The sequence below is a fragment of the Streptomyces sp. NPDC055013 genome (assembly GCF_053608645.1).
Genome location: NZ_JBSGVW010000013.1, coordinates 110,281 through 132,458 on the forward strand (window position 1 = coordinate 110,281; position 22,178 = coordinate 132,458).

General features: G+C 70.4%; 14 protein-coding genes, 2 pseudogenes and 1 riboswitch. Of the genes and pseudogenes, 9 read left to right on the forward strand and 7 right to left on the reverse strand.

The genetic code is table 11. The features are described from left to right. Nucleotides 1-3 precede the first annotated feature (3 nt). The 3 genes from ACWGDB_RS18885 to recQ all read left to right on the forward strand — a co-directional run bounded on the left by ACWGDB_RS18885 (nucleotide 4) and on the right by recQ (nucleotide 5,501). Nucleotides 4-1,575, forward strand: coding sequence for an NADH-quinone oxidoreductase subunit M (locus ACWGDB_RS18885; protein ID WP_453823452.1), 1,572 nt, complete (start codon nucleotides 4-6; stop codon nucleotides 1,573-1,575). Next, complete coding sequence (gene nuoN, locus ACWGDB_RS18890; protein WP_453823453.1) at nucleotides 1,572-3,221, forward strand: NADH-quinone oxidoreductase subunit NuoN; 1,650 nt, start codon at nucleotides 1,572-1,574, stop codon at nucleotides 3,219-3,221. Before ACWGDB_RS18885 ends, nuoN begins: the two co-directional genes overlap by 4 nt. A 258-nt stretch (nucleotides 3,222-3,479) precedes the next feature. Then, a complete protein-coding gene (recQ, locus tag ACWGDB_RS18895; protein ID WP_453823512.1) occupies nucleotides 3,480-5,501 on the forward strand; it encodes a DNA helicase RecQ in 2,022 nt (673 codons plus the stop codon). Nucleotides 5,502-5,543: 42 nt separating this feature from the next. Here recQ and ACWGDB_RS18900 read toward each other — a convergent pair whose 3' ends face one another. Then, the gene (locus ACWGDB_RS18900) at nucleotides 5,544-6,482 is read right to left on the reverse strand and encodes a M56 family metallopeptidase (protein ID WP_453823454.1); all 939 of its coding nucleotides are present in this window, start codon (nucleotides 6,480-6,482) and stop codon (nucleotides 5,544-5,546) included. A 177-nt stretch (nucleotides 6,483-6,659) separates the two neighbouring features. Further along, nucleotides 6,660-7,880, reverse strand: a complete 1,221-nt coding sequence (fahA, locus tag ACWGDB_RS18905; RefSeq protein ID WP_453823455.1) for a fumarylacetoacetase — start codon at nucleotides 7,878-7,880, stop codon at nucleotides 6,660-6,662. Between the two features lie 325 nt (nucleotides 7,881-8,205). Here fahA and ACWGDB_RS18910 point away from each other — a divergent pair, with 325 nt between their 5' ends. Next, nucleotides 8,206-9,036: an HAD family hydrolase gene (locus ACWGDB_RS18910; protein WP_328424764.1), complete on the forward strand. Its 831-nt coding sequence runs from the start codon at nucleotides 8,206-8,208 to the stop codon at nucleotides 9,034-9,036. A 36-nt stretch (nucleotides 9,037-9,072) separates the two neighbouring features. On the opposite strand, the gene ACWGDB_RS18915 is transcribed toward ACWGDB_RS18910, so the two are convergent. From ACWGDB_RS18915 to ACWGDB_RS18925, 3 genes and pseudogenes are all read right to left on the reverse strand, one after another. Beyond that, a complete protein-coding gene (locus tag ACWGDB_RS18915) occupies nucleotides 9,073-9,837 on the reverse strand; it encodes a transglycosylase SLT domain-containing protein (protein WP_453823456.1) in 765 nt (254 codons plus the stop codon). A gap of 5 nt (nucleotides 9,838-9,842) precedes the next feature. Beyond that, a riboswitch (cyclic di-AMP (ydaO/yuaA leader) is annotated at nucleotides 9,843-10,017 on the reverse strand. A gap of 280 nt (nucleotides 10,018-10,297) precedes the next feature. Further along, nucleotides 10,298-12,245 (reverse strand): annotated as a pseudogene (locus ACWGDB_RS18920) (CocE/NonD family hydrolase). 19 nt (nucleotides 12,246-12,264) lie between these two features. Next, a pseudogene (locus ACWGDB_RS18925) lies at nucleotides 12,265-13,761 on the reverse strand (peptide MFS transporter); the annotation flags it as partial. A 246-nt stretch (nucleotides 13,762-14,007) separates the two neighbouring features. Between ACWGDB_RS18925 and ACWGDB_RS18930 the strand changes: the two are divergent. The 5 genes from ACWGDB_RS18930 (at nucleotide 14,008) to ACWGDB_RS18950 (ending at nucleotide 19,992) form a co-directional block, all read left to right on the forward strand. Next, a complete protein-coding gene (locus ACWGDB_RS18930) occupies nucleotides 14,008-15,018 on the forward strand; it encodes a polyprenyl synthetase family protein (RefSeq protein WP_383610112.1) in 1,011 nt (336 codons plus the stop codon). 283 nt (nucleotides 15,019-15,301) lie between these two features. Then, complete coding sequence (locus ACWGDB_RS18935; protein ID WP_453823457.1) at nucleotides 15,302-16,336, forward strand: CHRD domain-containing protein; 1,035 nt, start codon at nucleotides 15,302-15,304, stop codon at nucleotides 16,334-16,336. A 285-nt stretch (nucleotides 16,337-16,621) separates the two neighbouring features. Beyond that, nucleotides 16,622-17,887, forward strand: a complete 1,266-nt coding sequence (locus ACWGDB_RS18940) for a LolA family protein (protein ID WP_453823458.1) — start codon at nucleotides 16,622-16,624, stop codon at nucleotides 17,885-17,887. A gap of 106 nt (nucleotides 17,888-17,993) precedes the next feature. Continuing rightward, nucleotides 17,994-19,085, forward strand: coding sequence for an ABC transporter ATP-binding protein (locus ACWGDB_RS18945; RefSeq protein ID WP_453823459.1), 1,092 nt, complete (start codon nucleotides 17,994-17,996; stop codon nucleotides 19,083-19,085). Beyond that, nucleotides 19,072-19,992, forward strand: coding sequence for an ABC transporter permease (locus tag ACWGDB_RS18950; protein ID WP_453823460.1), 921 nt, complete (start codon nucleotides 19,072-19,074; stop codon nucleotides 19,990-19,992). Before ACWGDB_RS18945 ends, ACWGDB_RS18950 begins: the two co-directional genes overlap by 14 nt. A 23-nt stretch (nucleotides 19,993-20,015) precedes the next feature. On the opposite strand, the gene ACWGDB_RS18955 is transcribed toward ACWGDB_RS18950, so the two are convergent. Beyond that, nucleotides 20,016-20,600 carry a flavodoxin family protein gene (locus tag ACWGDB_RS18955; RefSeq protein ID WP_453823461.1) on the reverse strand — a complete coding sequence of 195 codons (585 nt, stop codon included), beginning with the start codon at nucleotides 20,598-20,600 and terminating at the stop codon, nucleotides 20,016-20,018. Nucleotides 20,601-20,681: 81 nt separating this feature from the next. Then, a complete protein-coding gene (locus tag ACWGDB_RS18960; RefSeq protein WP_453823462.1) occupies nucleotides 20,682-22,115 on the reverse strand; it encodes an amidase in 1,434 nt (477 codons plus the stop codon). Nucleotides 22,116-22,178 lie beyond the last annotated feature (63 nt).

Consider the following 22,178-nt stretch of genomic DNA (forward strand, 5'->3'; position numbering starts at 1 on the left):
CCGATGTCCTTTCCTCTGCTGACAGCTACGGCGGCGCTCCCGGCGATCGGGGCGATCGTCACGGCCGCCGTACCGGCCGCCCGGCGCACCGCCGCCAAGTGGCTGGCGCTGCTCTTCTCGCTCGCCACGCTCGCCCTCGCGATCACCGTCCTGGTCCGCTTCGACCCGAACGGCGACCGCTACCAACTCACTGAATCCCACGCCTGGATCGCGGAGTTCGGGGTCCGCTACGAACTCGGCGTCGACGGCATCGCGGTGGCGCTGATCGCGCTGACGGCGTTGCTGATGCCGTTCATCATCCTCGCGGGCTGGCACGACGCCGACCCGCTGGAGACCGGCAGCAGGCGCTGGCGGCCGACGCAGGGTTTCTTCGCCCTGATCCTGGCCGTCGAGGCGATGGTGATCCTCTCCTTCGAGGCCACCGACGTCTTCCTCTTCTACATCTTCTTCGAAGCCATGCTCATCCCGATGTACTTCCTCATCGGCGGCTTCGGGGACCGTGCCCACGAGCACGGCGAGAAGGTGGCGTCCACGCAACGGTCGTACGCCGCAGTGAAGTTCCTGCTCTACAACCTGGTCGGCGGTCTGATCATGCTGGCCGCGGTGATCGGCCTGTATGTGGTCGCCGGGAACTTCAGCCTTCAGGAGATCGCCGAGGCCCGCGCCAACGGCACGCTCGACATGGCGACGAACACCGAACGCTGGCTGTTCCTCGGCTTCTTCTTCGCCTTCGCGGTGAAGGCGCCGCTGTGGCCGCTGCACACCTGGCTGCCCAACGCGATGGGGGAGGCCACCGCACCGGTCGCCGTCCTCATCACCGCGGTCGTCGACAAGGTGGGCACCTTCGCGATGCTCCGCTTCTGCCTCCAGCTGTTCCCGGAGGCGAGCAAGTGGGCGACGCCCGCGATCCTCGTACTGGCGCTGATCAGCATCATCTACGGCGCCCTGCTCGCGGTCGGACAGCGGGACATCAAGCGCCTGGTGGCGTACGCGTCGATCTCCCACTTCGGCTTCATCATCATGGGCATCTTCGCGATGACCAGCCAGGGCCAGTCCGGCGCGACGCTCTACATGGTCAATCACGGCATCTCGACGGCCGCGTTGATGCTGGTGGCCGGATTCCTGATCTCACGGCGGGGTTCCCGGCTCATCGCCGACTACGGCGGTGTGCAGAAGGTCGCCCCGGTGCTCGCCGGCACCTTCCTGATCGGCAGCCTGGCGACCCTGTCGCTGCCGGGCCTTGCGCCCTTCGTCAGTGAATTCCTGGTCCTGGTCGGCACATTCACGCGCTACCCGGTGATCGGCATCATCGCCACCTTCGGCATCGTGCTCGCCGCGCTCTACACGCTCGTCCTCTACCAGCGGACGATGACGGGCCCGGTGAAGGCGGAGGTCTCCGCGATGCCCGACCTCAGAGTGCGTGAACTCGTGGTCGTCGCCCCGCTGGTCGCACTGCTGATCTTCCTGGGCGTCTACCCGAAGCCCCTCACGGACATCGTCAACCCGGCGGTCAAGCAGACCATGTCCGACGTACAGAAGAAGGACCCCCAGCCCGAGGTGGAGGCGGCCAAGTGAGCGCATCAGCCGTCCACAGCCTGTGGACAACCGCGGCCGATCCGATCTCGAAGATCGACGCACCGAAGATCGAATACGGACAATTGTCGCCCACCTTGATCATCGTCGGAGCGGCGATCCTCGGGGTGCTGATCGAGGCGGTGGTCCCGCGCAAGTCCCGCTACTACGCGCAGGTGTTCGTCTGCGTCGTGGCGCTCGTCGCCGCCTTCGCCGCTGTCGTGGCGCTGGCGGCCGGCGGATACGCCACGACCAAGGCGGGCATCGCCGCGATGGGCGCGATCGCCGTCGACGGACCGGCCCTCTTCCTGCAGGGCACGATCCTGCTGGCGGGCCTGGTCGGCCTGTTCACCTTCGCCGAGCGGCGGCTCGACCCGGAGGCACACGGCAACCGGGTCGACTCCTTCGCCGCACAGGCCGCGTCCGTGCCGGGCAGCGACAGCGAGAAGGCCGCGGTGAAGGCCGGGTTCACCACCACCGAGGTGTTCCCGCTGCTGATGTTCGCGGTCGCGGGCATGCTGATCTTCCCGGCGGCCAACGACCTGCTGACGCTCTTCATCGCGCTGGAGGTCTTCTCGCTCCCGCTGTACCTGATGTGCGCGCTGGCCCGCCGCAAGCGGCTCATGTCGCAGGAAGCCGCGGTCAAGTACTTCCTGCTGGGCGCCTTCGCGTCCGCGTTCACCCTGTTCGGCATCGCGCTGCTGTACGGGTACGCGGGTTCCGTGTCGTACGCGACGATCGCGCAGGTCGTCGACGGTACGGTCCCGGACGTCACCCCGGCGCTCGCGGACACGATGGGCAACGACGCGCTGCTGCTCGTCGGCGCCGCGATGATCGTCATGGGCCTGCTGTTCAAGGTGGGTGCGGTGCCGTTCCACATGTGGACGCCCGACGTCTACCAGGGCGCGCCGACGCCGGTGACCGGGTTCATGGCGGCGGCGACGAAGGTGGCGGCGTTCGGTGCGCTGCTCCGCATCCTCTACGTCGTGCTGCCCGGCCTGCGCTGGGACTGGCGGCCGGTCATGTGGGCCGTCGCGATCGTCACCATGCTGGGCGGTGCGATCGTTGCGATCACGCAGACCGACATCAAGCGGCTGCTGGCGTACTCGTCGATCGCGCACGCGGGCTTCATCCTCGCGGGGGTCATCGCGACCACGCCGGACGGGGTGTCGTCCGTCCTGTTCTACCTGGGCGCCTACTCGTTCGTGACGATCGGGGCGTTCGCGGTGGTGACGCTGGTGCGCGACGCCGGCGGCGAGGCGACGCATCTGTCCAAGTGGGCCGGTCTGGGCCGTCGTTCACCCATGGTCGCCGCCGTCTTCGCGGTGTTCCTGCTGGCCTTCGCCGGTATCCCGCTGACCTCGGGCTTCGCCGGGAAGTTCGCCGTGTTCAAGGCGGCGGCGGAGGGCGGGGCGGGCCCGCTGGTCGTGGTCGGTGTGATCTCGTCCGCGATCGCGGCGTTCTTCTACATCCGCGTCATCGTCCTGATGTTCTTCAGCGAGCCGAACCCGGAGGGGCCGACGGTGGCCGTTCCGTCGCCGCTCACGATGACGGCGATCGGGGTGGGCGTGGCGGTCACGCTGGTACTGGGTGTGGCGCCGCAGTACTTCCTGGATCTGGCCGGCAATGCGGGGGTGTTCGTGCGCTGACCCTGGCGCACGTTTGCACCGTGGTGGCCCGGCTTCCCTCGGGGGGATGCCGGGCCACCGTGCTGGGGTGGGAACCGTGCTGGTCGGCCAGCGGGGTGGTGGACCCGAGAGGAGGCAGGGCCTGCCGTGCCGATAGCTCAAAGCTATCGCCCGCTCACGGACGGGTGAACGGTGAGCCTGTGGATAACTCCGGCGCTGTCGGTGGCGGCCCCTATCGTGGAGGCAGTGGTCGAGGGTCGACGTACGGGGGACATGGCGATGGGTGCGACGGGCGGGATCAGCGAGATGCCAGGGTTGAGCGAGGTGGCACAGGCCGGTGACGGCGAGGTGCTCGCCGCACTGCAGAGGGTCTTCGGGTACGAGGCCTTCCGCGGCGAGCAGGAAGCCGTCATCGAGCACGTGGTGGCCGGCGGCGACGCCGTGGTGCTCATGCCGACCGGCGGCGGGAAGTCGCTGTGCTACCAGATCCCGTCCCTGGTCAGACCGGGTACCGGCATCGTCGTCTCGCCCCTCATCGCCCTGATGCAGGACCAGGTGGACGCGCTGCGGGCGCTCGGCGTGCGCGCCGGGTTCATCAACTCCACGCAGGACTTCGACGAGCGGCGCGTGGTGGAGGCGGAGTTCCTCGCGGGCGAGCTGGACCTGCTCTACCTGGCGCCGGAGCGGCTGCGGGTCGAGTCGACGCTGGATCTGCTGTCGCGCGGCAAGATCGCCGTGTTCGCGATCGACGAGGCGCACTGTGTGTCCCAGTGGGGGCATGACTTCCGCCCGGACTATCTGGCCCTGTCGCTGCTGGGCGAGCGCTGGCCGGACGTCCCGCGCATCGCGCTCACGGCGACGGCCACGCACGCCACGCACCAGGAGATCACCCAGCGGCTGGACATGCCGAGTGCCCGGCACTTCGTGGCGAGCTTCGACCGGCCCAACATCCAGTACCGGATCGTGCCGAAGGCAGACCCGAAGAAGCAGTTGCTGAGCTTCCTGCGCGAGGAACACGCCGGTGACGCCGGCATCGTGTACTGCCTGTCGCGGAAGTCCGTGGAGGCGACGGCCGAGTTCCTGAGCCGCAACGGCATCGAGGCGGTGCCCTACCACGCAGGCCTGGACGCGGGCACGCGCGCGGCGCACCAGTCCCGGTTCCTGCGGGAGGAGGGGCTGGTCGTGGTGGCGACCATCGCCTTCGGGATGGGCATCGACAAGCCGGACGTCCGGTTCGTCGCCCACCTCGACCTGCCCAAGTCGGTCGAGGGCTACTACCAGGAGACGGGCCGCGCCGGCCGCGACGGACTCCCCTCCACGGCCTGGATGGCCTACGGCCTCAACGACGTCATTCAGCAGCGCAAGCTGATCCAGTTGGGCGAGGGCGACGAGGCGTTCCGGCGCCGGGCGGCCTCCCACCTGGACGCGATGCTGGCGCTGTGCGAAACCGCGCAGTGCCGACGGGCTCAGCTGCTCGCCTACTTCGGCCAGGACCCCGATCCGACGGGCTGCGGCAACTGCGACACCTGCCTGACCCCGCCGGAGACCTGGGACGGCACCGTCGCGGCGCAGAAGGTGCTGTCGACCGTGGTGCGGCTGCAGCGTGAGCGGGGACAGAAGTTCGGGGCGCTGCAGATCGTCGACATCCTGCTGGGGCGGCGCACCGGCAAGGTGATCCAGTTCGATCACGACCAGTTGTCCGTGTTCGGTATCGGCGAGGAGCTCGGCGAGGGCGAATGGCGGGGCGTCGTCAGACAGTTGCTGGCGCAGGGGCTGCTCGCGGTCGAGGGCGAGTACGGCACGCTCGTGCTCACGGAGGCTAGCGGGACGGTGCTGCGGCGGGAGCGGGAGGTGCCGCTGCGGAAGGAGCCGAAGAAGCCGGTGACCTCGCGGTCGGCGTCGGGGTCCGCCGGGTCCGGGCGAGAGCGCAAGGCGAAGGCCGCGGTGGTCGAGCTGCCGGAGGCACTGCAGCCGGCCTTCGAGGCGCTGCGGGCCTGGCGTGCCGAGCAGGCTCGGGAGCAGGGGGTTCCGGCCTATGTGATCTTCCATGACGCGACGTTGCGGGAGATCGTGACGGTGTGGCCCGGGTCCGTGCGTGAGCTCGGGAGCGTCGGCGGTGTCGGTGAGAAGAAGCTGGCCACGTACGGGGAGGGCGTGCTCGAGGTGCTGAACTCCATGCGTGGCGAGTCCGGTGCGGGGGCGGCGACCGAGGTTAACCCTGGGCCTGGCGCCCATGACGGGGCGGACGACTGGCCCGAGATGGAGCCGGAGCCGGAGCCGGAGCCGGAGGACTGGGCCTAGGAAGAGCCACCCGCGCGTGCGGGCGCTCGTCGGCGACGACGGTCAGCTCAACGCCGTCAGCCCCGGAGCGAACGTGATCAGGAGCGGGAGCAGCGGTACCAGCGCTGCCAGCGTCGTGGTGAGGGCCCGGTTGCGGCGGCCCAGGCGTGGGGGCGGCTGGAGGAGGCGGTTGACGCGTTCGCCCAGGAGGCGGTTGGTGGACGCGCAGGACAGGACGCCTCGGTGCTGGTTGAGCTCGATCAGGGCCAGCGCCGTCGTCAGGTGACCGCAGCGGCGGGAGGCCGTGTCGTCGGCGGCCAGTTCGACCAGGCGGTGGGTCTGGTCGCAGAAGTGGGCGAACAACGGGATGTGGGGGAATCCGGTGGCAAGCGCGGTCGAGAGGTGCAGCAGCCAGTCGTGGTGGGCCCGGGCGTGGCCACGCTCGTGGGTGAGGACGGCGTCGAGCTGGTGGTCGGTCAGGCGGTGCAGGGCGCCCGTGGTGACGATCAGCTGGGGCGGGCTGCCGGGCATCCACCAGGCGTCGGGGTACTCGTCCTCCAGCACCAGCAGCGGGCCCCGCGCCGAGCCCAGGCCGGCCGGCAGGTCGGGGGCGCGTTCGAGCAGATGGGCCCTGGCCTGGCCGCGCCGCCGACGGGCCTCGACGAGTTCGCGGGCCAGCATCGCGGTCGTCCAGGCGGCACCGCCGGCCAGCAGCAGGGTGAAGGCCACCGACCAGGCGGGCGCGGCCGAGAGGTCGTACGCCTCGGTCACCGACGGCGGTGCCGGAGCGAAGAGCTGGGCGCGTACCGTGCCGAAGACCGCGGCGGTGCCCAGCGCCAGGGCCGTCAGGCAGCACAGCAGGACGGTGGCGACCAGGCACTGCCACACCCAGAGCGCGTCCACCGGTTCCCGTTCGGGCCAGGAGGCCCGGGTCAGTGCCTGGGGGACGGGTACGGCGGCCGTCAGGGCGACGATGCTCAACAGGAGCAGGCAGACGGTCATGCCAAGGGCTCCGGATCCTGGTCAGGGATGGTGCGGGGGCGGCAGTACGGGGCGGTGGGTCACGAACACCGGTTGCGGCTCGGTTCCCACCGCCAGCCAGTATGACGGTGACCATCGCAGGAGTCAGGGGGAAGGACTCGCCGAATGCCCGGCGTCACTGCGCCCCGCCCCGTCCCATCACGACGCCACGACCCGCCCCGTCACCTCCCCGAGTCCGACCCGGACCCCACCGGGGCCCGGGGCCCAGGCGGACAGGGTCACCACATCGCCGTCCTCCAGGAACGCCCGCTTGCCGTCCGGGAGTTCGAGAGGGTCCCGGCCGTTCCAGGTCAGCTCCAGCAGTGAGCCTCGCTCGCGCTCCGTCGGGCCGCTCACCGTGCCCGAGCCGTACAGGTCGCCGGTGCGCAGGGAGGCGCCGTTCACGGTCATGTGGGCCAGCTGCTGGGCGGCCGTCCAGTACATGGTGGAGAAGGGGGGCTCGGAGACGACGTGGCCGTTGATGGCCACGGAGATACGCAGGTCGTAGCCGCCGGGCTCGGCGTCGGGGCCGGAGTCGTCCAGGTACGGCAGCAGGGGGTGCGTCCGCTCTGGCGGTGCCACCCGCGCCTCCTCCAGCGCGTCCAGCGGGGTGATCCACGCCGACACCGACGTGGCGAAGGACTTGCCGAGGAACGGGCCGAGGGGGACGTACTCCCAGGCCTGGACGTCGCGTGCCGACCAGTCGTTGAGCAGGCACAGGCCGAAGACGTGCTCACGGAAGTCGCCCAGCGCCACCGGCCTGCCCATCTCCGAGGGTGTGCCGACCACGAAGCCGACCTCGGCCTCGATGTCGAGGCGGACCGACGGGCCGAAGACCGGCTCCGGATCGGCGGGGGCCTTGCGCTGGCCGGACGGTCGTACGACGTCCGTGCCGGAAACCACGACCGTGCCGGAGCGGCCGTGGTAACCGATCGGCAGGTGCTTCCAGTTGGGGGTGAGGGAGTCCTCGGCGTCGGGGCGGAAGATCTGGCCGACGTTCCGGGCGTGGTTCTCGGAGGCGTAGAAGTCGACGTAGTCCGCGACCTCGAAGGGGAGGTGCAGGGTGACTGAGGACAGCGGGTGGAGGAGGTCCGCGATGGCCTCCTGGTGCGCCGGCACCGTCACCCACGCCGTCAGTGCGCGCCGTACGTCCGACCACGTGGTGTGGCCCGCGGCGAGCAGCGGATTCAGGGAGTCCTGGGCGAGCAGCGGGGCGTACGGCGAGCCGAGTGCGTAGGCCGCCTTGCCCGCGTCGAGGACGTGGTCGCCGAGCCGGACGCCGACCCGTCGCGCGGAGTCCGAGCCGGGAAGGGAGAAGACGCCGTACGGAAGGTTGTGCGTGCCGAAGGGGTCGCCCTCGGGGAGATCGAAGGGGGGCATGGGGTGCTGCCTCACTCTCATACGCTCCGTGCCATGTGGTCGGGCCACACGTTACGGGTGAGGCGAGGGTCTTGGGCAGTGCAGAACTCGCGTCGCGGAGGGCCGGCGAATCAGCAGGTCGCCGCGCTCGGCCACATCGACAGGAGGGGGGTCGGTGCCGTCCAGGAGTCCGCAGGCACCACGTCGGGGTGAAATCGCCACAAGCAAAAGGAAGTTGCCCGAGCGGAGTCAGAACTGGAACCGGAACAGGTGTCAACGCATGTGAACACAGCAGCCGTCCGGTTCGAGTCGAGTCGATGGGGCCTCCTGTCCGTATTCTCTGATCATGGCCCGACCCATCGCATATTCACTCATCGCCACTGACCTGGACGGGACGCTGCTCCGAGGCGACGACACGCTCTCCGACCGTTCCCTCGACGCGCTCGCACAGGCGGCGGCGGCCGGTGCGCAGCACCTCGTCGTGACGGGGCGGCCGGCGCCCAGAGTGCGCCCGCTCCTCGACGTCCTGGGCAGCCGGGGGCTCGCGGTGTGCGGACAGGGTGCGCAGTTGTACGACGCCGGAGCGGACTGTCTGCTGTGGTCCATCACCCTGGACCGGGAGTTGGCGGAGACCGCGCTCGGCAAGATCGAGGCCGAGGTGGGGCAGGTGTACGCGGCCGTCGACCAGGACGGCGTGGACGGGCTCACGCTCATCGAGCCCGGGTACCTGATGCCGCACCCCACCCTGCCCGCCGTACGCGTCCGGCACCGCGACGACCTGTGGTGCGAGCCGATCAGCAAGGTGCTGCTGCGCCATCCCACCCTGTCCGACGACGAGTTGGCGGCGACGGCGCGGTCGGTGGTCGGCTCCCTCGCGACGGTCACCATGTCGGGGCCCGGGACCGTCGAACTCCAGCCATGCGGCATCACGAAGGCGACCGGTCTCGCGCTTGCCGCCGAGCATCTCGGTCTCGGCGCGCGCGAGACGATCGCCTTCGGGGACATGCCCAACGACATCCCGATGTTCGACTGGGCCGCCCGCGGGGTGGCGATGGCCAACGCGCATCCCGAACTCAAGGCGGTCGCCGACGAGATCACCCTCTCGAACGAGGACGACGGCATCGCCGTCGTCCTCGAGAGGCTGTTCGCGGGGAGCCTGGCCGACTTCGCCCAGTAGGGCATGTCGTCGGCGGCCGGGCCCCCGCGCCCGGGCCTAGTAGGGACCGTTCACGTTGTCGATCGAGCCGTAACGCGCGGCCGCGTAGTTGCACGCGGCCGTGATGTTCGCGACCGGGTCGTAGGGGTCGTACACCGTCCCCGGCACGTGGTACGACGCGAAGGTCGGGTCGATGACCTGCAGGAGGCCCTTGGACGGGGTGCCCGCGACGGCGTTGGAGTCCCAGTTGTTGATGGCCTGGGGGTTGCCGGACGACTCGCGCATGATGTTGCGGTGAATGCCCTCGTAAGAGCCCGGGATTCCGTTTTGCGCCATGATGTCCAGAGCGTTGCGGATCCAGCCGTCCAGGTTGTTCGGGTACGTCTTCACGGACGACTGGGTGGCCTTGGCGACGTTGGACTTATTGGCGGGCGCGGACGCCTTGTCGGCCGACTTGCCCGGCGAGCTCGCCTTCTTCGTCGCCCGGACCTCCAGGTCGAGGCCCGGGTGGATCAGGCGGGGGTCGTCGCCGACGGCCTTGCGGTTGTCCTTGTAGAGCTGCTTCCAGCCGCCCTGTGCGTCGTACCGGTCGGCGATGCCGTAGAGCGTGTCGCCCTTCTTCGTGGTGTACGCGACGGTCTTGGCCTTCACGGCGGCCTGGGGAGCGGCCTGCGCGACGGTGGGGGACTGGGTCGGCTGTGCGGCGCTCGCGGTGGTCGCGCTCAGGAGCGGGATGGCGAGGGCGGCGGTGCCGGTGCCGGCTGCGATGACGTGCCGGGTGAGCGGGTTGGTGCGGGGGCGGCGGTGCTTGCCTCGGGGCATGGCGCTGTTCCTCTCCGGCGCCTGCGAGGTGAGCTGTCGGGTTCGGGCGGGAGATGCCCGGCCGCGCCGCCCTGCGGCGGCGCGACTTCACCCCGAGCCGGTCCGGCGCGCCATCAAGGCGTCCGGTCCAGCGACTTACCTGGGTCCCCCGCTCCTGCCGTGCGTGAGTGAGTTGCGTGGGTGGATGACGCGGGCGGCGGCAGGATTAGGCGTCCGCCCGACTGAGCGGGAACGTATGCGAGAGCACATGCCCGGAACAAGTGCCGTGGTCACCTGTTGGCCGGTTGACCATGGTCTGGTGCGAATGGGGCGCTTGATCCTTTGCGGTTGCCAAGCCTCAACTTGCTCTGGGGGCAAGGGGGACGCGGGTGCGGGGAGACGGTTCCATGAATGGGCGTAAGTGACCCAATTCACTGGCATCCACAAGAGCGGCAAATCGGGCAATGGGTCCAACTCGCCTTTAACTGGCTGTCCGTGGAGTCCGTTTCTCCCATGTCCGGTGGAAAAGTACCTCTTCGCCCTCCGTGCAGCACGGTTGCGTCCCACCCCAGCTCCGGGCGGTGCAGGCGGATCGACCAGTCCGAGCGGGTGCGGGCCGACAGGGGGTCCCACTCGTTGATCGTGTACGTCTCCAGCGCGTCCTCGGTGAACTCCAGGCCGTCGGGGTACACGCGCGTGACGCCGTACCGGGGGTCGACCTCCAGGCGCCACTCGCCCTTGGTCACGTCCCGCACGACGAGGCGCTCGGGGCGCGGCTCGTCCAGCGTGATGGGGGAGTTCACGCCGAGCGGCTCCGCCTGCTCCGGTTCCTCGAAGGCGATCGCCGTACCGTCCGTCGATTCGTCCAACGCAGGTGCGCGTATCGGAAGTTCCAGCGAGCTTCCCGACGGTTCCAGGCCGAAGCCCGCCGCCGAGTCGGGCTGGGGCCAGATCCAGGCCAGTACGCGGAGGAGACGGCCAGGCGGATGCGGTGGCCGGGCGGGAAGGCATGGCCGATGCCGTTCAGCCCGAAGGTCACGTCCTCGGTCGCGCCCGGCTCCCACGGCACCGTGCGGTCCCGGCCGTGGCGCGCCGACATGTTCAGCACGCCCCGCGTGACCAGGGTCGAGGAGCCGTCCGGTGCCACGTCGCGGAGCCGGGCGACGACCTGCCCGCGCGGCACCTCCGACGTCAGCCGCAGTCGCACCTTCGGCCGCCCCAACACCCAGGTCTCCTCGCCCACTTCGAACTCGAAGCAGGCGGACCGGGCGTCCTGCTCCCGCTGGTCCGGCGGCAGGTCGGCGTCGTTGCCGAAGGGGAAGAAGCGGCCGGCGCCGATGCCGGTGTGCGTGGGGGAGCGGACGAGGACGGGGGCGCCCCGGAAGGCGTACGTCACCGCGCGCACGTGCGGAGAGGGCCAGGCGGGCTCGCCGACCCAGCGGCCGGGCAGCGTGGGGTACACCGTGGCCGGGCGGTGCGAGTCACTGACGTACGAGCGCCGCAGGGGCTCGGCCATGACGCCCGTGTCCTCGTCCTTCAGCCAGTGGTCCCACCAGCGCAGCGTCTCCTGGAGGAAGCCGATCGCCGGTCCCGGCGGCAGGCCGGGGTCGCGGTACTGGTGCGACCAGGGGCCGATCAGGCCGCGCACGCGATCCGCCGGCAGGTGCTCGACGAGGCGCACGACGGTGTCGCGGTACGGGTCGTGCCAGCCGCCCACCGCCAGGACGGCGGCGTCGATCGCGCCGTAGTCCTCGCAGACGCTGCCGTGGCGCCAATGGTCGTCGCGCGCGCGTCTGGTGGCCGAGCCAGGTGTGCAGGAACGGTTCGAGGGCCTCCAGCCACATCTCCCGCCAGGCGTCCCCGGCATACAGCGGATCCGGCGGGCGGGCGACGAAGGCCGGCATCGTCGAGGCCCAGGCGTGCATGTCGACGGCGAGGACGGAACCTCCCATGTAGTGCACGTCGTTGTCATAGCGATCGTCCGCGGAGCAGACCGTGATGATCGCCTTGAGCGGTTCGGGCCCGAGGGTCGCGATCTGGAGGGAGTTGAAGCCGCCCCAGGAGATGCCGAACATGCCGACCCGGCCGTTGCACCAGGGCTGGGCCGCCAGCCAGTTGACGTCCTCGACCCCGTCGGCGAGCTCCGTCTCCGAGTACTCGTCGGTGGGCAGGCCCTCGCTGTTGCCGTGCCCGCGGATGTCGACGCGCACGGAGGCGTAGCCGTGGCCGGGGTACCAGGGGTGGCGCTGGTGGTCGCGGGGTGCGGTTCAGTCGGTCAGGCGGTACGGCAGGTACTCGAGGAGCGCCGGTACGGGCTCGTCCGTCGGGGGGGGGCGCCACACGCGCGCGTACAGCAGGGTCCCGTCCGGGAGCGGGATGAGGAGGTCGTGGTGAGTCGTCTCGTGGGGGAAGGACGTACGGATGTGCATGAGCGGTATCCCCGTCAGGTCAGTGCACCGGGTGCATCGTGCGGCGAAGCCAGCGTGCCGCGGCCATCACGGCGAGCCCCGCGGCCACCGCGATCGCGCCGTTGAGGCCGAAGTAGGCGGGCTTGGAGACGTCGTCGTAGAGCTTCACCGTCTGGGCCAGGACGCCGTTGGCCAGGGCGAGGGACGAGAACCAGAGGGACATGGTCTGACCGGCGAACGCGGCCGGGGCGAGCTTGGTCGTGGCCGACATGCCGGAGGTCTCCAGGAGGACGTCGCCGAGGCCGAGGAGCAGGTACGAACCCACGATCCACCAGACGGACATGAGGTGGTCGTCGGAGGAGTGCCCGGCGGTCGGCAGCACCATCAGCAGGAAGGACAGACCGCCGAGGACGACCCCGATCGCGATCTTGTTGGGCGCGTGCGGCTGGCGGCGCCCCATGCGGACCCACAGCGCGGCCACGACAGGGGCCAGCGCGACCTCGAAGGCGCCGAGGGCGGATGCGTACCAGCCGGCAGGGAAGTCGAAGCCGAGGATCGTCGTCTCGGCCTTCGTCGAGGCCGGCAGGATCATCGTCGAGTACGCCTCGAAGAGGATGAAGTTGAAGACGACCGTCGAGGCAAGGATCAGGACGATGTAGGGGCGCAGACGACCGCGTTCCTCGGGGGTCACGCGCGGGCTGGAGAACATCACCGCGAAGTGGACGGCCGGGGCGATCACCGAGACGAGCGTGAGCAGGTCGACGAAGCGGTCCATGGTGAGCCGGCCGGCGGCAGCGAACAGGACGGCGACCGCCGCGGTGACGACCAGGCCGGTGACGACCAGGCCGGTGACGACCAGGCCGGTGACGATCAGACGGACCGTCCGGCGCATGGTGTCCGGGACCGGCGCGAATTCGGCGGCGTGCTTCCGTCCGGCCAGGTGACGGCGACCGGTGACGTACTGGACCAGGCCGAGCGTCATGCCGATCGCGGCAGCCGAGAAGCCCCAGTGCCAGCCCTTGTGGCCGCCGAGCCGGCCGGTGACGAGCGGGCCCGCGAATGCGCCGATGTTGATCGCCATGTAGTAGAGCGCGAAGCCGGCGTCACGGCGGTCGTCGTCGGTGGGGTAGAGCCTGCCGACCATGGTGGCGACGTTGGGCTTGAGGAGCCCCGTGCCGGCGCTGATCAGGCGGAGGCCCACCCAGGTCATGTCGGCGGTCGGCACCGCCATGGCGTAATGGCCGCAGGCGATGAGGACGCCGCCCCACAGCACCGCCCGGTACGAGCCGAGGACACGGTCGGCGAGCCACCCGCCGGCGACCGAGACCAGATGGACGAGGATGCCGTACGCGGCGGAGACGGAGGCCGCGGTTCCGGCCGACATGCCCATACCGCCGTAGGTGACCGTGTCGGCGAAGTACAGGACGAGGATGGCCTGCATACCGAGGAACGAGAAGCGTTCCCAGACCTCAGGACCGGAGAGGGTGAGGAGGTCTTTCGGCTGGCCGAGGAAGGCATGGTCGCCGCGGGGCGGGGGTCCGCTCTAGGGCTCGATGCCGCCGTCGGTTCGAGACACGGGCCGCTACTTCCCTATAAGGGGATGGATATCCCGCCTTATCAGGTGATCAAAAACATACCGGTCGTGATCCGATACCGCCCGTGGTGGACGGGTGGGCGGCATCGGTGATCGAAACGTGACCGGATACGCTGACTTGAGTGATGGCAGCGACCTATCGACAAACCGTGTAACCGCCAGTAGACACCAGCAGACAGGAGACCCCTCGTGACCGTCGTCGGGCCGTTCGGGCTGAGCGTGCGGGACCAGGCTCTGGAAGCCGATGTCCAGGCCGGATTGGCGGCTGTCGAGGAGGGATTGCTCGAAGCCACCAAGAGTGAGGTCCCCTTCATCACGGAAGCCGCCCAGCATCTGGTGCGGGCGGGTGGAAAGCGATTCCGGCCGTTGCTCGTGATGCTCGCTGCCCAGTTCGGGGACCGGTACGCGCCGGGGATCGTGCCGTCGGCGGTCGTGGTGGAACTGACCCATCTGGCGACGCTGTACCACGACGACGTGATGGACGAGGCCGCGGTGCGGCGGGGCGTCGACAGCGCGAACACCCGCTGGGGGAACTCGGTTGCCGTACTGACCGGCGACTTCCTCTTCGCGCGCGCCTCGCACACTCTCGCCGACCTCGGACCCGAGGCGGTGCGGGTGCAGGCCGAGGCGTTCGAGCGGCTGGTCACCGGACAGATCCTGGAGACGGCGGGGCCGCAGGACGGGCGCGATCCGGTGGAGCACTACCTGGACGTGCTGAGCGGCAAGACCGGGTCGCTGGTCGCGGTGTCGTGCCGGTTCGGGGCGATGATGTCGGGCGCCGACGAGACGGTGGTCGATGTGCTCACCCAGTACGGGGAGCGGCTGGGGGTCGCCTTCCAGCTCGCGGACGACGTGCTGGACATCGCGAGTGACTCCCACGAGTCCGGGAAGACGCCGGGGACGGATCTCCGGGAAGGGATTCCCACGCTGCCCGTGCTGCGGTTGCGGGAGCGGGCCGAGCGGTTGGGGCTGGCGGAGGATGTCGCCCTGTGCGAGCTGCTGGACTCCGATCTGACGGACGATGCGCGGCATGCGGAGGCGTTGGCCGCGCTGCGGGAGCATCCTGCGTTGGAGCAGGCTCGGCGGGACACGGTGCGGTATGCGGAGGATGCGCGGGCTGCGTTGGCGCCGTTGGCGGACATCGGGGCCAAGGCTGCGTTGATGGAGTTGTGCGATGCGGTGGTGCATCGGGCCGGGTAGGTTTCCCGCCCCTGCCGCCCTTACCAGTCCCGTCATTGAAGGGGCGCGGCCCCTTCGACCCCGGTGTCTGGATGCTGCCGCCCCCAGGCCCCCCGCTGTCGGCCTGAACGGCCTCGTCCTCAAACGCCGGACGGGCTGAATCGCCTGGACCGGCATCAACTAGGGCTGTGACGCACGTCACTTTCTTGGACTGAGTCCAAAGTGAGATCCGCTCCGTATGAATGCCCAGAAGCTGACGCAGGGGGCGTCAGCTGCATTACGGGGAGAAAACAGAATCATGGGCATGAACGCGACGTTCTCGAAGCGCCGTAAGAGCCTGATCGTCACCGCTGTCGCGGTGGCTGCCGCCGGTGGGGTCGCCGCCGCGGGGATTCCCGCCTTCGCCGCCGGAGGTGCCCGCGCCGACCACGCGGGTCACACCGGAGGCGAAGCGCAGGGGATCGTGAGCCGCAGTGGGACCGGCGGCACCGGGGGCACGGTCCTCGCCGCCAGTCTTCGGGGGGCGAACGAGGTGCCCGTGGCGGGTGGCCCCGCCGTCGGGGACAAGGACGGTGCCGCTGTGCAGTTCGTGAAGGTCAAGGGCGACAAGGTGTCCGTCGCCGTCGCCTGGCGCGGCACCGGCAAGCCGACCGCCCTCCACATCCACCAGGGCGCCAAGGGCACCAACGGCGGCATCAAGGTCGACTTCGGTGGCCTGCTCGGCAAGGGCAAGGGCAAGGGCGAGAGCGACGGCAAGAGCAACGGTCACAGCCTCACCGGCACCGTCACCGTGAAGGACCGCGCCCTTCTCAACGCCCTCAAGACCGACCCGAGTTCCTTCTACGCCAACCTCCACACCGCCGAGTTCCCGGGCGGCGCCGTCCGGGGCCAGCTCCACAAGGTCACCGTCGCCAAGTTCGACTTCCGCGACGCGCTCGACAACTTCCAGGCATCCGTCATCAAGGGCAAGCAGATCTACGAGTGCAAGCCGGCCGAGGGCGGTGGGTACGCCTTCGCCCAGCGGGACGTCAGTGCCGTACTCGGCGGCCGTATCGCGCACTCCTTCGTCGCCCCCAACTCCGGTACGCCGCAGTGGATCGCGCGGGACGGCAGCGCGGTGACGGGGGCCGTCATCTCCAAGACGCCCAACGGCGACGGGAACATCCCCGAGCTGGACCTGAAGGCCGGCCAGTCCGGCAAGCACCGTGGCCTCCTCGCCGACACCGCCGAGATCCTGCGGCTGAACACCGTCGGCGGCGTCGCCCCGGCCGGCTCCTGCACACCCGGCGCGATCGTCGGGGTGCCGTACCAGGCGGACTACGTGTTCATCAACGGCTGATCCTGCGCGCCAGGCGCGGCACGCACGGCGGCGTCTTCCACGCCGACCCCTACGGGTCGGGGGAGGCGCCGCCTTCGTGCGTCATACCGGAGGTGTACACGGAGTTGGCTCCGAAGGTTGACGTATCTCCGCGGCCGATTTGGTCAGATGGACACCACGGACAACACCACTCCTCACCGATTCGGGTGAGAATGGCGGCACAGGGGTGGAGCAGTGCGGGGTCGAAAGACTCGCGGGCGACGAACGAGTAGGACAGCCGCCGCCGACGACGGAGGTAAGGCAGACATGGCACCGTACGAATCCGACGACAGTACGACCGCAGCGGAGGTCGACGACCACCGCGCGGGGCGGCGCAAGGCCGCGCGGTACGTCGTCCCGGTCGCGGTCGTGGGCGTCGCGGCGGCGACCATCGGGCTCGTCCCGGCGCTCGCCGACTCCGGCGACCCGGACCTGCCGAAGATCACCGCAGAGCAACTCATCGAGAAGATCGCCCAGTCGGACGTACAGCAGCTGTCCGGCACCGTGAAGATCAGCACCGACCTGGGGCTGCCGGATCTCGGCGGGCTGGAGTCCAGCTTCGCCTCCGGCGCCATGGCGTCGGGCTCGGACGGCGGATCGTCCGCCGACCCGACCGCCAAGCTCACCGAGCTGGCGTCCGGCACGCACACCCTGCGCGTCGCCCTCGACGGCGAGGACAGGCAGAAGCTCTCCCTCCTGGAGAACGCCTCCGAGTACAGCCTCATCCACAACGGCAAGGACATCTGGGGCTACGACAGCAAGTCGAACGAGGTCTTCCACGGCACCGCCGAGGAGTCGAAGGACGGGCACGGGAAGGAAGACGCTCCGGCCACGCCCAAGGACTTCGCCGAGGAGGCGCTCAAGTCGGTCGACGACACCACGTCCGTCACCGTCGACGGCACCGCACATGTCGCGGGCCGGGACGCGTACCGGCTGCTCATCAAGCCGAAGCAGTCCGGGACCACGGTCGGTGCGATCACCGTGGCCGTGGACGCCAAGACGGGCATGCCGCTGAAGTTCACGCTGACCCCGTCGAGCGGCGGCGCGGCAGTGATCGACGCCGGCTTCACCCAGGTCAGCTTCGCCAAGCCGGCCGCCTCGACCTTCGACTTCACCCCGCCCAAGGGTGCGAAGGTCACCGAGGAGGGCGAGCTGGAAGGCAAGGCCCGGGAGCACGGCGGCCCCAAGTCCGAGGACGAGCTGCGCAAGGAGCTCGACAAGGAACTCGGCGGCCTGAAGTCCGAGGGCAAGCTCGGCAAGGCCTCCGACGAGGGTCCCGAGATCATCGGCGAGGGCTGGAACTCCGTGGCCGTTTTCGACAACGGCGGCGAGGGCGTTCCCTCCGGCGCCGAGGTCGGCGGCGACATGGGCGGCTTCCTCGACTCCCTGGGCGACAAGGTCACCGGCAAGTTCGGCTCGGGCACGGTCTTCAAGACCCGCCTGATCAATGCCCTGATCACGGACGACGGCAAGGTCTACGTGGGCGCGGTGGACAAGGACGCGCTCGTGAAGGCGGCCGACTCGGGGAAGTAGGCCCCAGCCGGCGCGGCGTCGGCGGCGTACCTGCGCCACCGCGCGTCACGCGCCACGCAAAAAGGTGCCAGAAAAGCCGAGGGAGCCGAGGGAGCCGAGGGAGCCCATGGAGGAACTGCCCGCCGCGGAGGGCGACGAGGTCGACAAGGCCGGCCAGGTGGATCGGGCGGTCCGGACGGATCGAGTCGGCCGGTCCGGTCACGCCGACCCGATCGGTCCGGTCGGTCAGGCCGGTCGAACCGACCCCTCGGCCCCGGTCGACAACGTCGGCACGGTGATCGCCACCCGCGCGCTCACCAAGCGCTACCGCGGCGGGCAGCTCGCCGTGGACGGTCTCGATCTGACCGTCCCGGCGGGCAGCGTCTTCGGCTTCCTCGGCCCGAACGGCTCGGGCAAGACCACCACCATCCGCATGCTGATGGGCCTCATCCAGCCCACCTCCGGTACCGCGCGCGTGCTCGGGCAGCCCATGCCCCGATCCGCGCGCGCGGTGCTGCCGCACGTCGGAGCCCTCATCGAGGGACCCGCCCTGTACGGCTTCCTCTCCGGCCGCGACAACCTCATCCGGTACGACGCCGCCGACCCGACCGCCGATCCGCGCACCCGGCGCGCGCGTGTCGCGGCTGCGCTGGACCGGGTGGGCCTCGCGGCCGCGTCCGGCAAGAAGGCCAAGGCGTACTCGCTCGGGATGAAGCAGCGGCTGGGCCTCGCGGCCGCGCTGCTCCAGCGCCGCAGACTCCTCGTCCTCGACGAACCGACCAACGGCCTCGATCCGCAGGGCATGCGTGAAATCCGTTCCCTGATCCGGGAGTTGGCGTCCGACGGCACGACCGTCTTCCTCTCCTCCCACCTCCTCGACGAGATCGAGCAGGTCTGCACGCACGCGGCCGTGATGGCCCAGGGCAGGCTGATCACCCAGGGCGCGGTCGCGGAGCTGGCGGCCGGCACGCGCGGGCGGCTCGTCGTGACCACTCCCGACCCCGGCGACGCCGCCCGGGTGCTTAAGGAGCTGGGGGCCGGTGACGTCGTCATCACCGACGACCGGGTGACCGCAGAACCTCCGGACCATGATCTCGCGGACGTCAACGCGGCGTTGGTGTCGGCCGGAGTCCGCGTCCGGGGCTTCGGCGTCGAACGGGCCTCCCTGGAGGACGCGTTCGTGGCGCTCACGGGGGAGGGGTTCGATGTCGCAGGCTGAAGCGACCCTGCAGGGCGGGGAGAACATGCGGCCGGGCGGCGAGATCGCGGGCGCCCGCAAGGTCAGTCCGCTGTGGACCTTCGGTCTCCTCCGCAGCGAACTGCTCATCACGTTCCGGCGCTGGCGCACCCTCGCGCTGCTCGCCGTCCTGGCAGCCGTGCCGATCCTGGTCGGGATCGCCGTGAAGATCGAGACGAGCGGCGATGGGTCGACGGGCGGTGGCCCGCAGGGCGGCGGTCCGGCGTTCATCTCGCAGATCACCAACAACGGCCTGTTCCTGGTCTTCACCGCGCTGGCCGCGACGCTCCCGTTCTTCCTGCCCATGGCGATCGGCGTCATCGCGGGCGACGCGATAGCCGGCGAGGCGAACGCGGGCACCCTCCGCTATCTCCTGGTCGCCCCAGCCGGCCGTACCCGCCTGCTCCTGACCAAGTACGCCACCACGATGGCCTTCTGCCTGGTGGCCACCCTCGTGGTTGCCGTCTCGGCACTCACGGTCGGCGCGTTGCTCTTCCCGCTGGGCGACCTGACGACGATCTCAGGCACACGGATCAGCTTCGCGGAGGGGTTGGGCCGCGCCCTGCTGATCGCCCTGGTGGTCGCCGCGTCCCTGATAGGCGTGGCGGCGCTCGGGCTGTTCGTCTCGACGCTGACCAACAGCGGCATCGCGGCGATGGCGACGACCGTCGGCCTGCTGATCACCGTCCAGATCCTCGACCAGATCCCCCAGCTGCACGCGATCCAGCCGTACTTCTTCTCCCACTACTGGCTGTCCTTCGCCGACCTCATGCGCGAACCCGTCTACTGGGACGACCTGGTCAAGAACCTGGGGATCCAGGCGCTGTACGCGGCGGTGTTCGGCTCGGCGGCGTGGGCGAGGTTCACGGCGAAGGACGTCACCGCGTAGGAGTCACGCCGTTTCGGCGGCAGTCACTCCGTTTCGTACGGGAAGCGTGCGAGCGGCGCCTCCTGCGCGAAGAAGGTCTTCGCGCGGGCCAGGGCCTCGGCGTCGTTCACCACGTCCCCGGGCTTGCTGCCGTTGCCGAGCAGCACCCCGCCGAAGCGCATCCGCATGTACGCGGCGGAGTTGCTCAGCGTCCCGGCCAGCGGGTCGGCAACCTCCTGCTCCTCGTGCGCGAGCGCGGTGACGCCCCACAGGGTGCGCCCGCCCATGGTCGCCTTGAAGTCGATCCCGGGGGTGCGCAGCCAGCCCGACCAGTAGTCGAGGTAGCGCTTGACGTGGGCGGACACCGAGTACCAGTACAGGGGCGAGGCGATCACGATGTCGGTGGCGGCGAGGGTGGCGTCGAGCAGCAGTGCCACGTTCCCCTGCGTGGGGCGGACATGGTCGCTGTCGTGCCGCAGGTCCTCGAAGTCGGGCAGCGGGTGTGCGGCCAGGTCGATCCACTGCTGTTCAACACCCTCGGGCAGCTGCTCGGCGGCGCGGCGGGCCAGCAGCTCGGTGTTGCCGTCCGGGCGGCTGCTGCCGAGGACGAACAGGAAACGGCGGGTCATGGGTCCCCCAAACGGTCGGCCCGTCATCAGGCCATGGTCGACGTACGGCAACTAAGGCATGTGCATTATATGCATACGCATTTAGATGGTGTCGGCGATCGGCCAAGGTCCGACATGGCTCTCGGCCATCCCTGCCGCCGCGAGCAACAGCGACTCCTCGCCATGCGCCGCCACCAACTGGAGTCCGACCGGACACCCGTCCGGCCCGAATCCCGCCGGGATGCTGATCGCCGGATGCCCGCTCAGGTTGAACGCCCAGGTGAGCGCGGTGGAGTACCGGTCGCCGGGACCGTCGTGGCCGTGCGGCGGGGTGGGTGCGGTCGGGGTCAGGAGTAGCCGGGCCTCGGTGAAGAGGCCGACCAGGCGGTTGTCGTTGGCGGCCCGGATCCGGACGGTGCCGGGGTCGGCGGGGGCGTGGGCGGCGGCTGGGGAGCGTAGGGCGAGCCATGCCGGGGCGGGGTCGTCGAGGCGGAGCGGAGCGGGTGGGCGGATGAGCCGTATCACGCCGGCTTCGGCCAGCCGTACGGCCGCGGCGTGGGCCACGGCGACGACGTCCGGGTCGGGGGAGTCGAAGCCGAGGTCGGAGGACCACACGGCGGTCGGAACCTCGGGCCGGTCGGTCGGCCTGTCGTGCGGGGCGGGATCGGGTGGTCCCGCGAGGCTGTCGTGCGGGGCGTGGTCGGGTGGTCCGGCGAGGCTGCCGTAGGGCCCGGATCCGGGGGGCCCGGCGAGGCCGGCATGGAGCCCGGCACGGGCTGGCCCGGCCAGGCTGCCGTACCCACTGGAAGCGGGTGGCCCGTCCGAGGCCGCCTCTGCCCCCGACACCACACGCCAGTACGCCGCCACATCCGCCGTACACCGCGCGAGCACTCCCGGCGCCATCAGCCCCGTGCGATCGGTCGACGGCAGCCGCCCGTTGCCGGCCTTGAATCCGATGACCCCGCACCATGCCGCCGGAATCCGCACCGACCCGGCCCCGTCGCTCCCGGTCGCGAGCGGCACCAGGCCCGCCGCCACCGCCGCCGCGGACCCGGCCGAGGAGCCGCCCGGCGTACGGTCGTGGCGCCAGGGGTTGGCGGTACGGCCGTACCGGCCAAGTCCCCAGGTCTGCCAGGGGGTTCCGGGCCCCGGAACGGACGTCGCACCGACCGGCACACACCCCGCCGCGAGCAGGGGCCCAGCTGTCCGCAGCCCCCGCCGCCCCTTCACCCCGATCGGCACCCCGGCCAACGGCAGTCGCTCACCCGCATCGACCCGCGCGTCCACCTCACCGGCCCGCCGGAGCGCCTCGTCGCCCCACACTTCGACGAAGGCGGACAGAACGGGGTCGGCCCGCTCGATCCGGTCGAGGGCCTCCGCGACCACGTCGACGGCGCGGAGGGTGCGCGAGCGTACGGCCGAGGCGATCTCCACGGCCGACAGGGCGGCGGGGGTGGGGCCACAGCCGGGGTCGGGGCCGAGGGTGGGCGTGGGTATGGGCGCGGGGTCAGGGGCTGGGCCGGGTGCGGGCGTCATGGGGGTGATTCTCCGCGAGGCCTTCGCAAGGCCCTACGCTCAGCCGACCCGAACCGCCCAGTG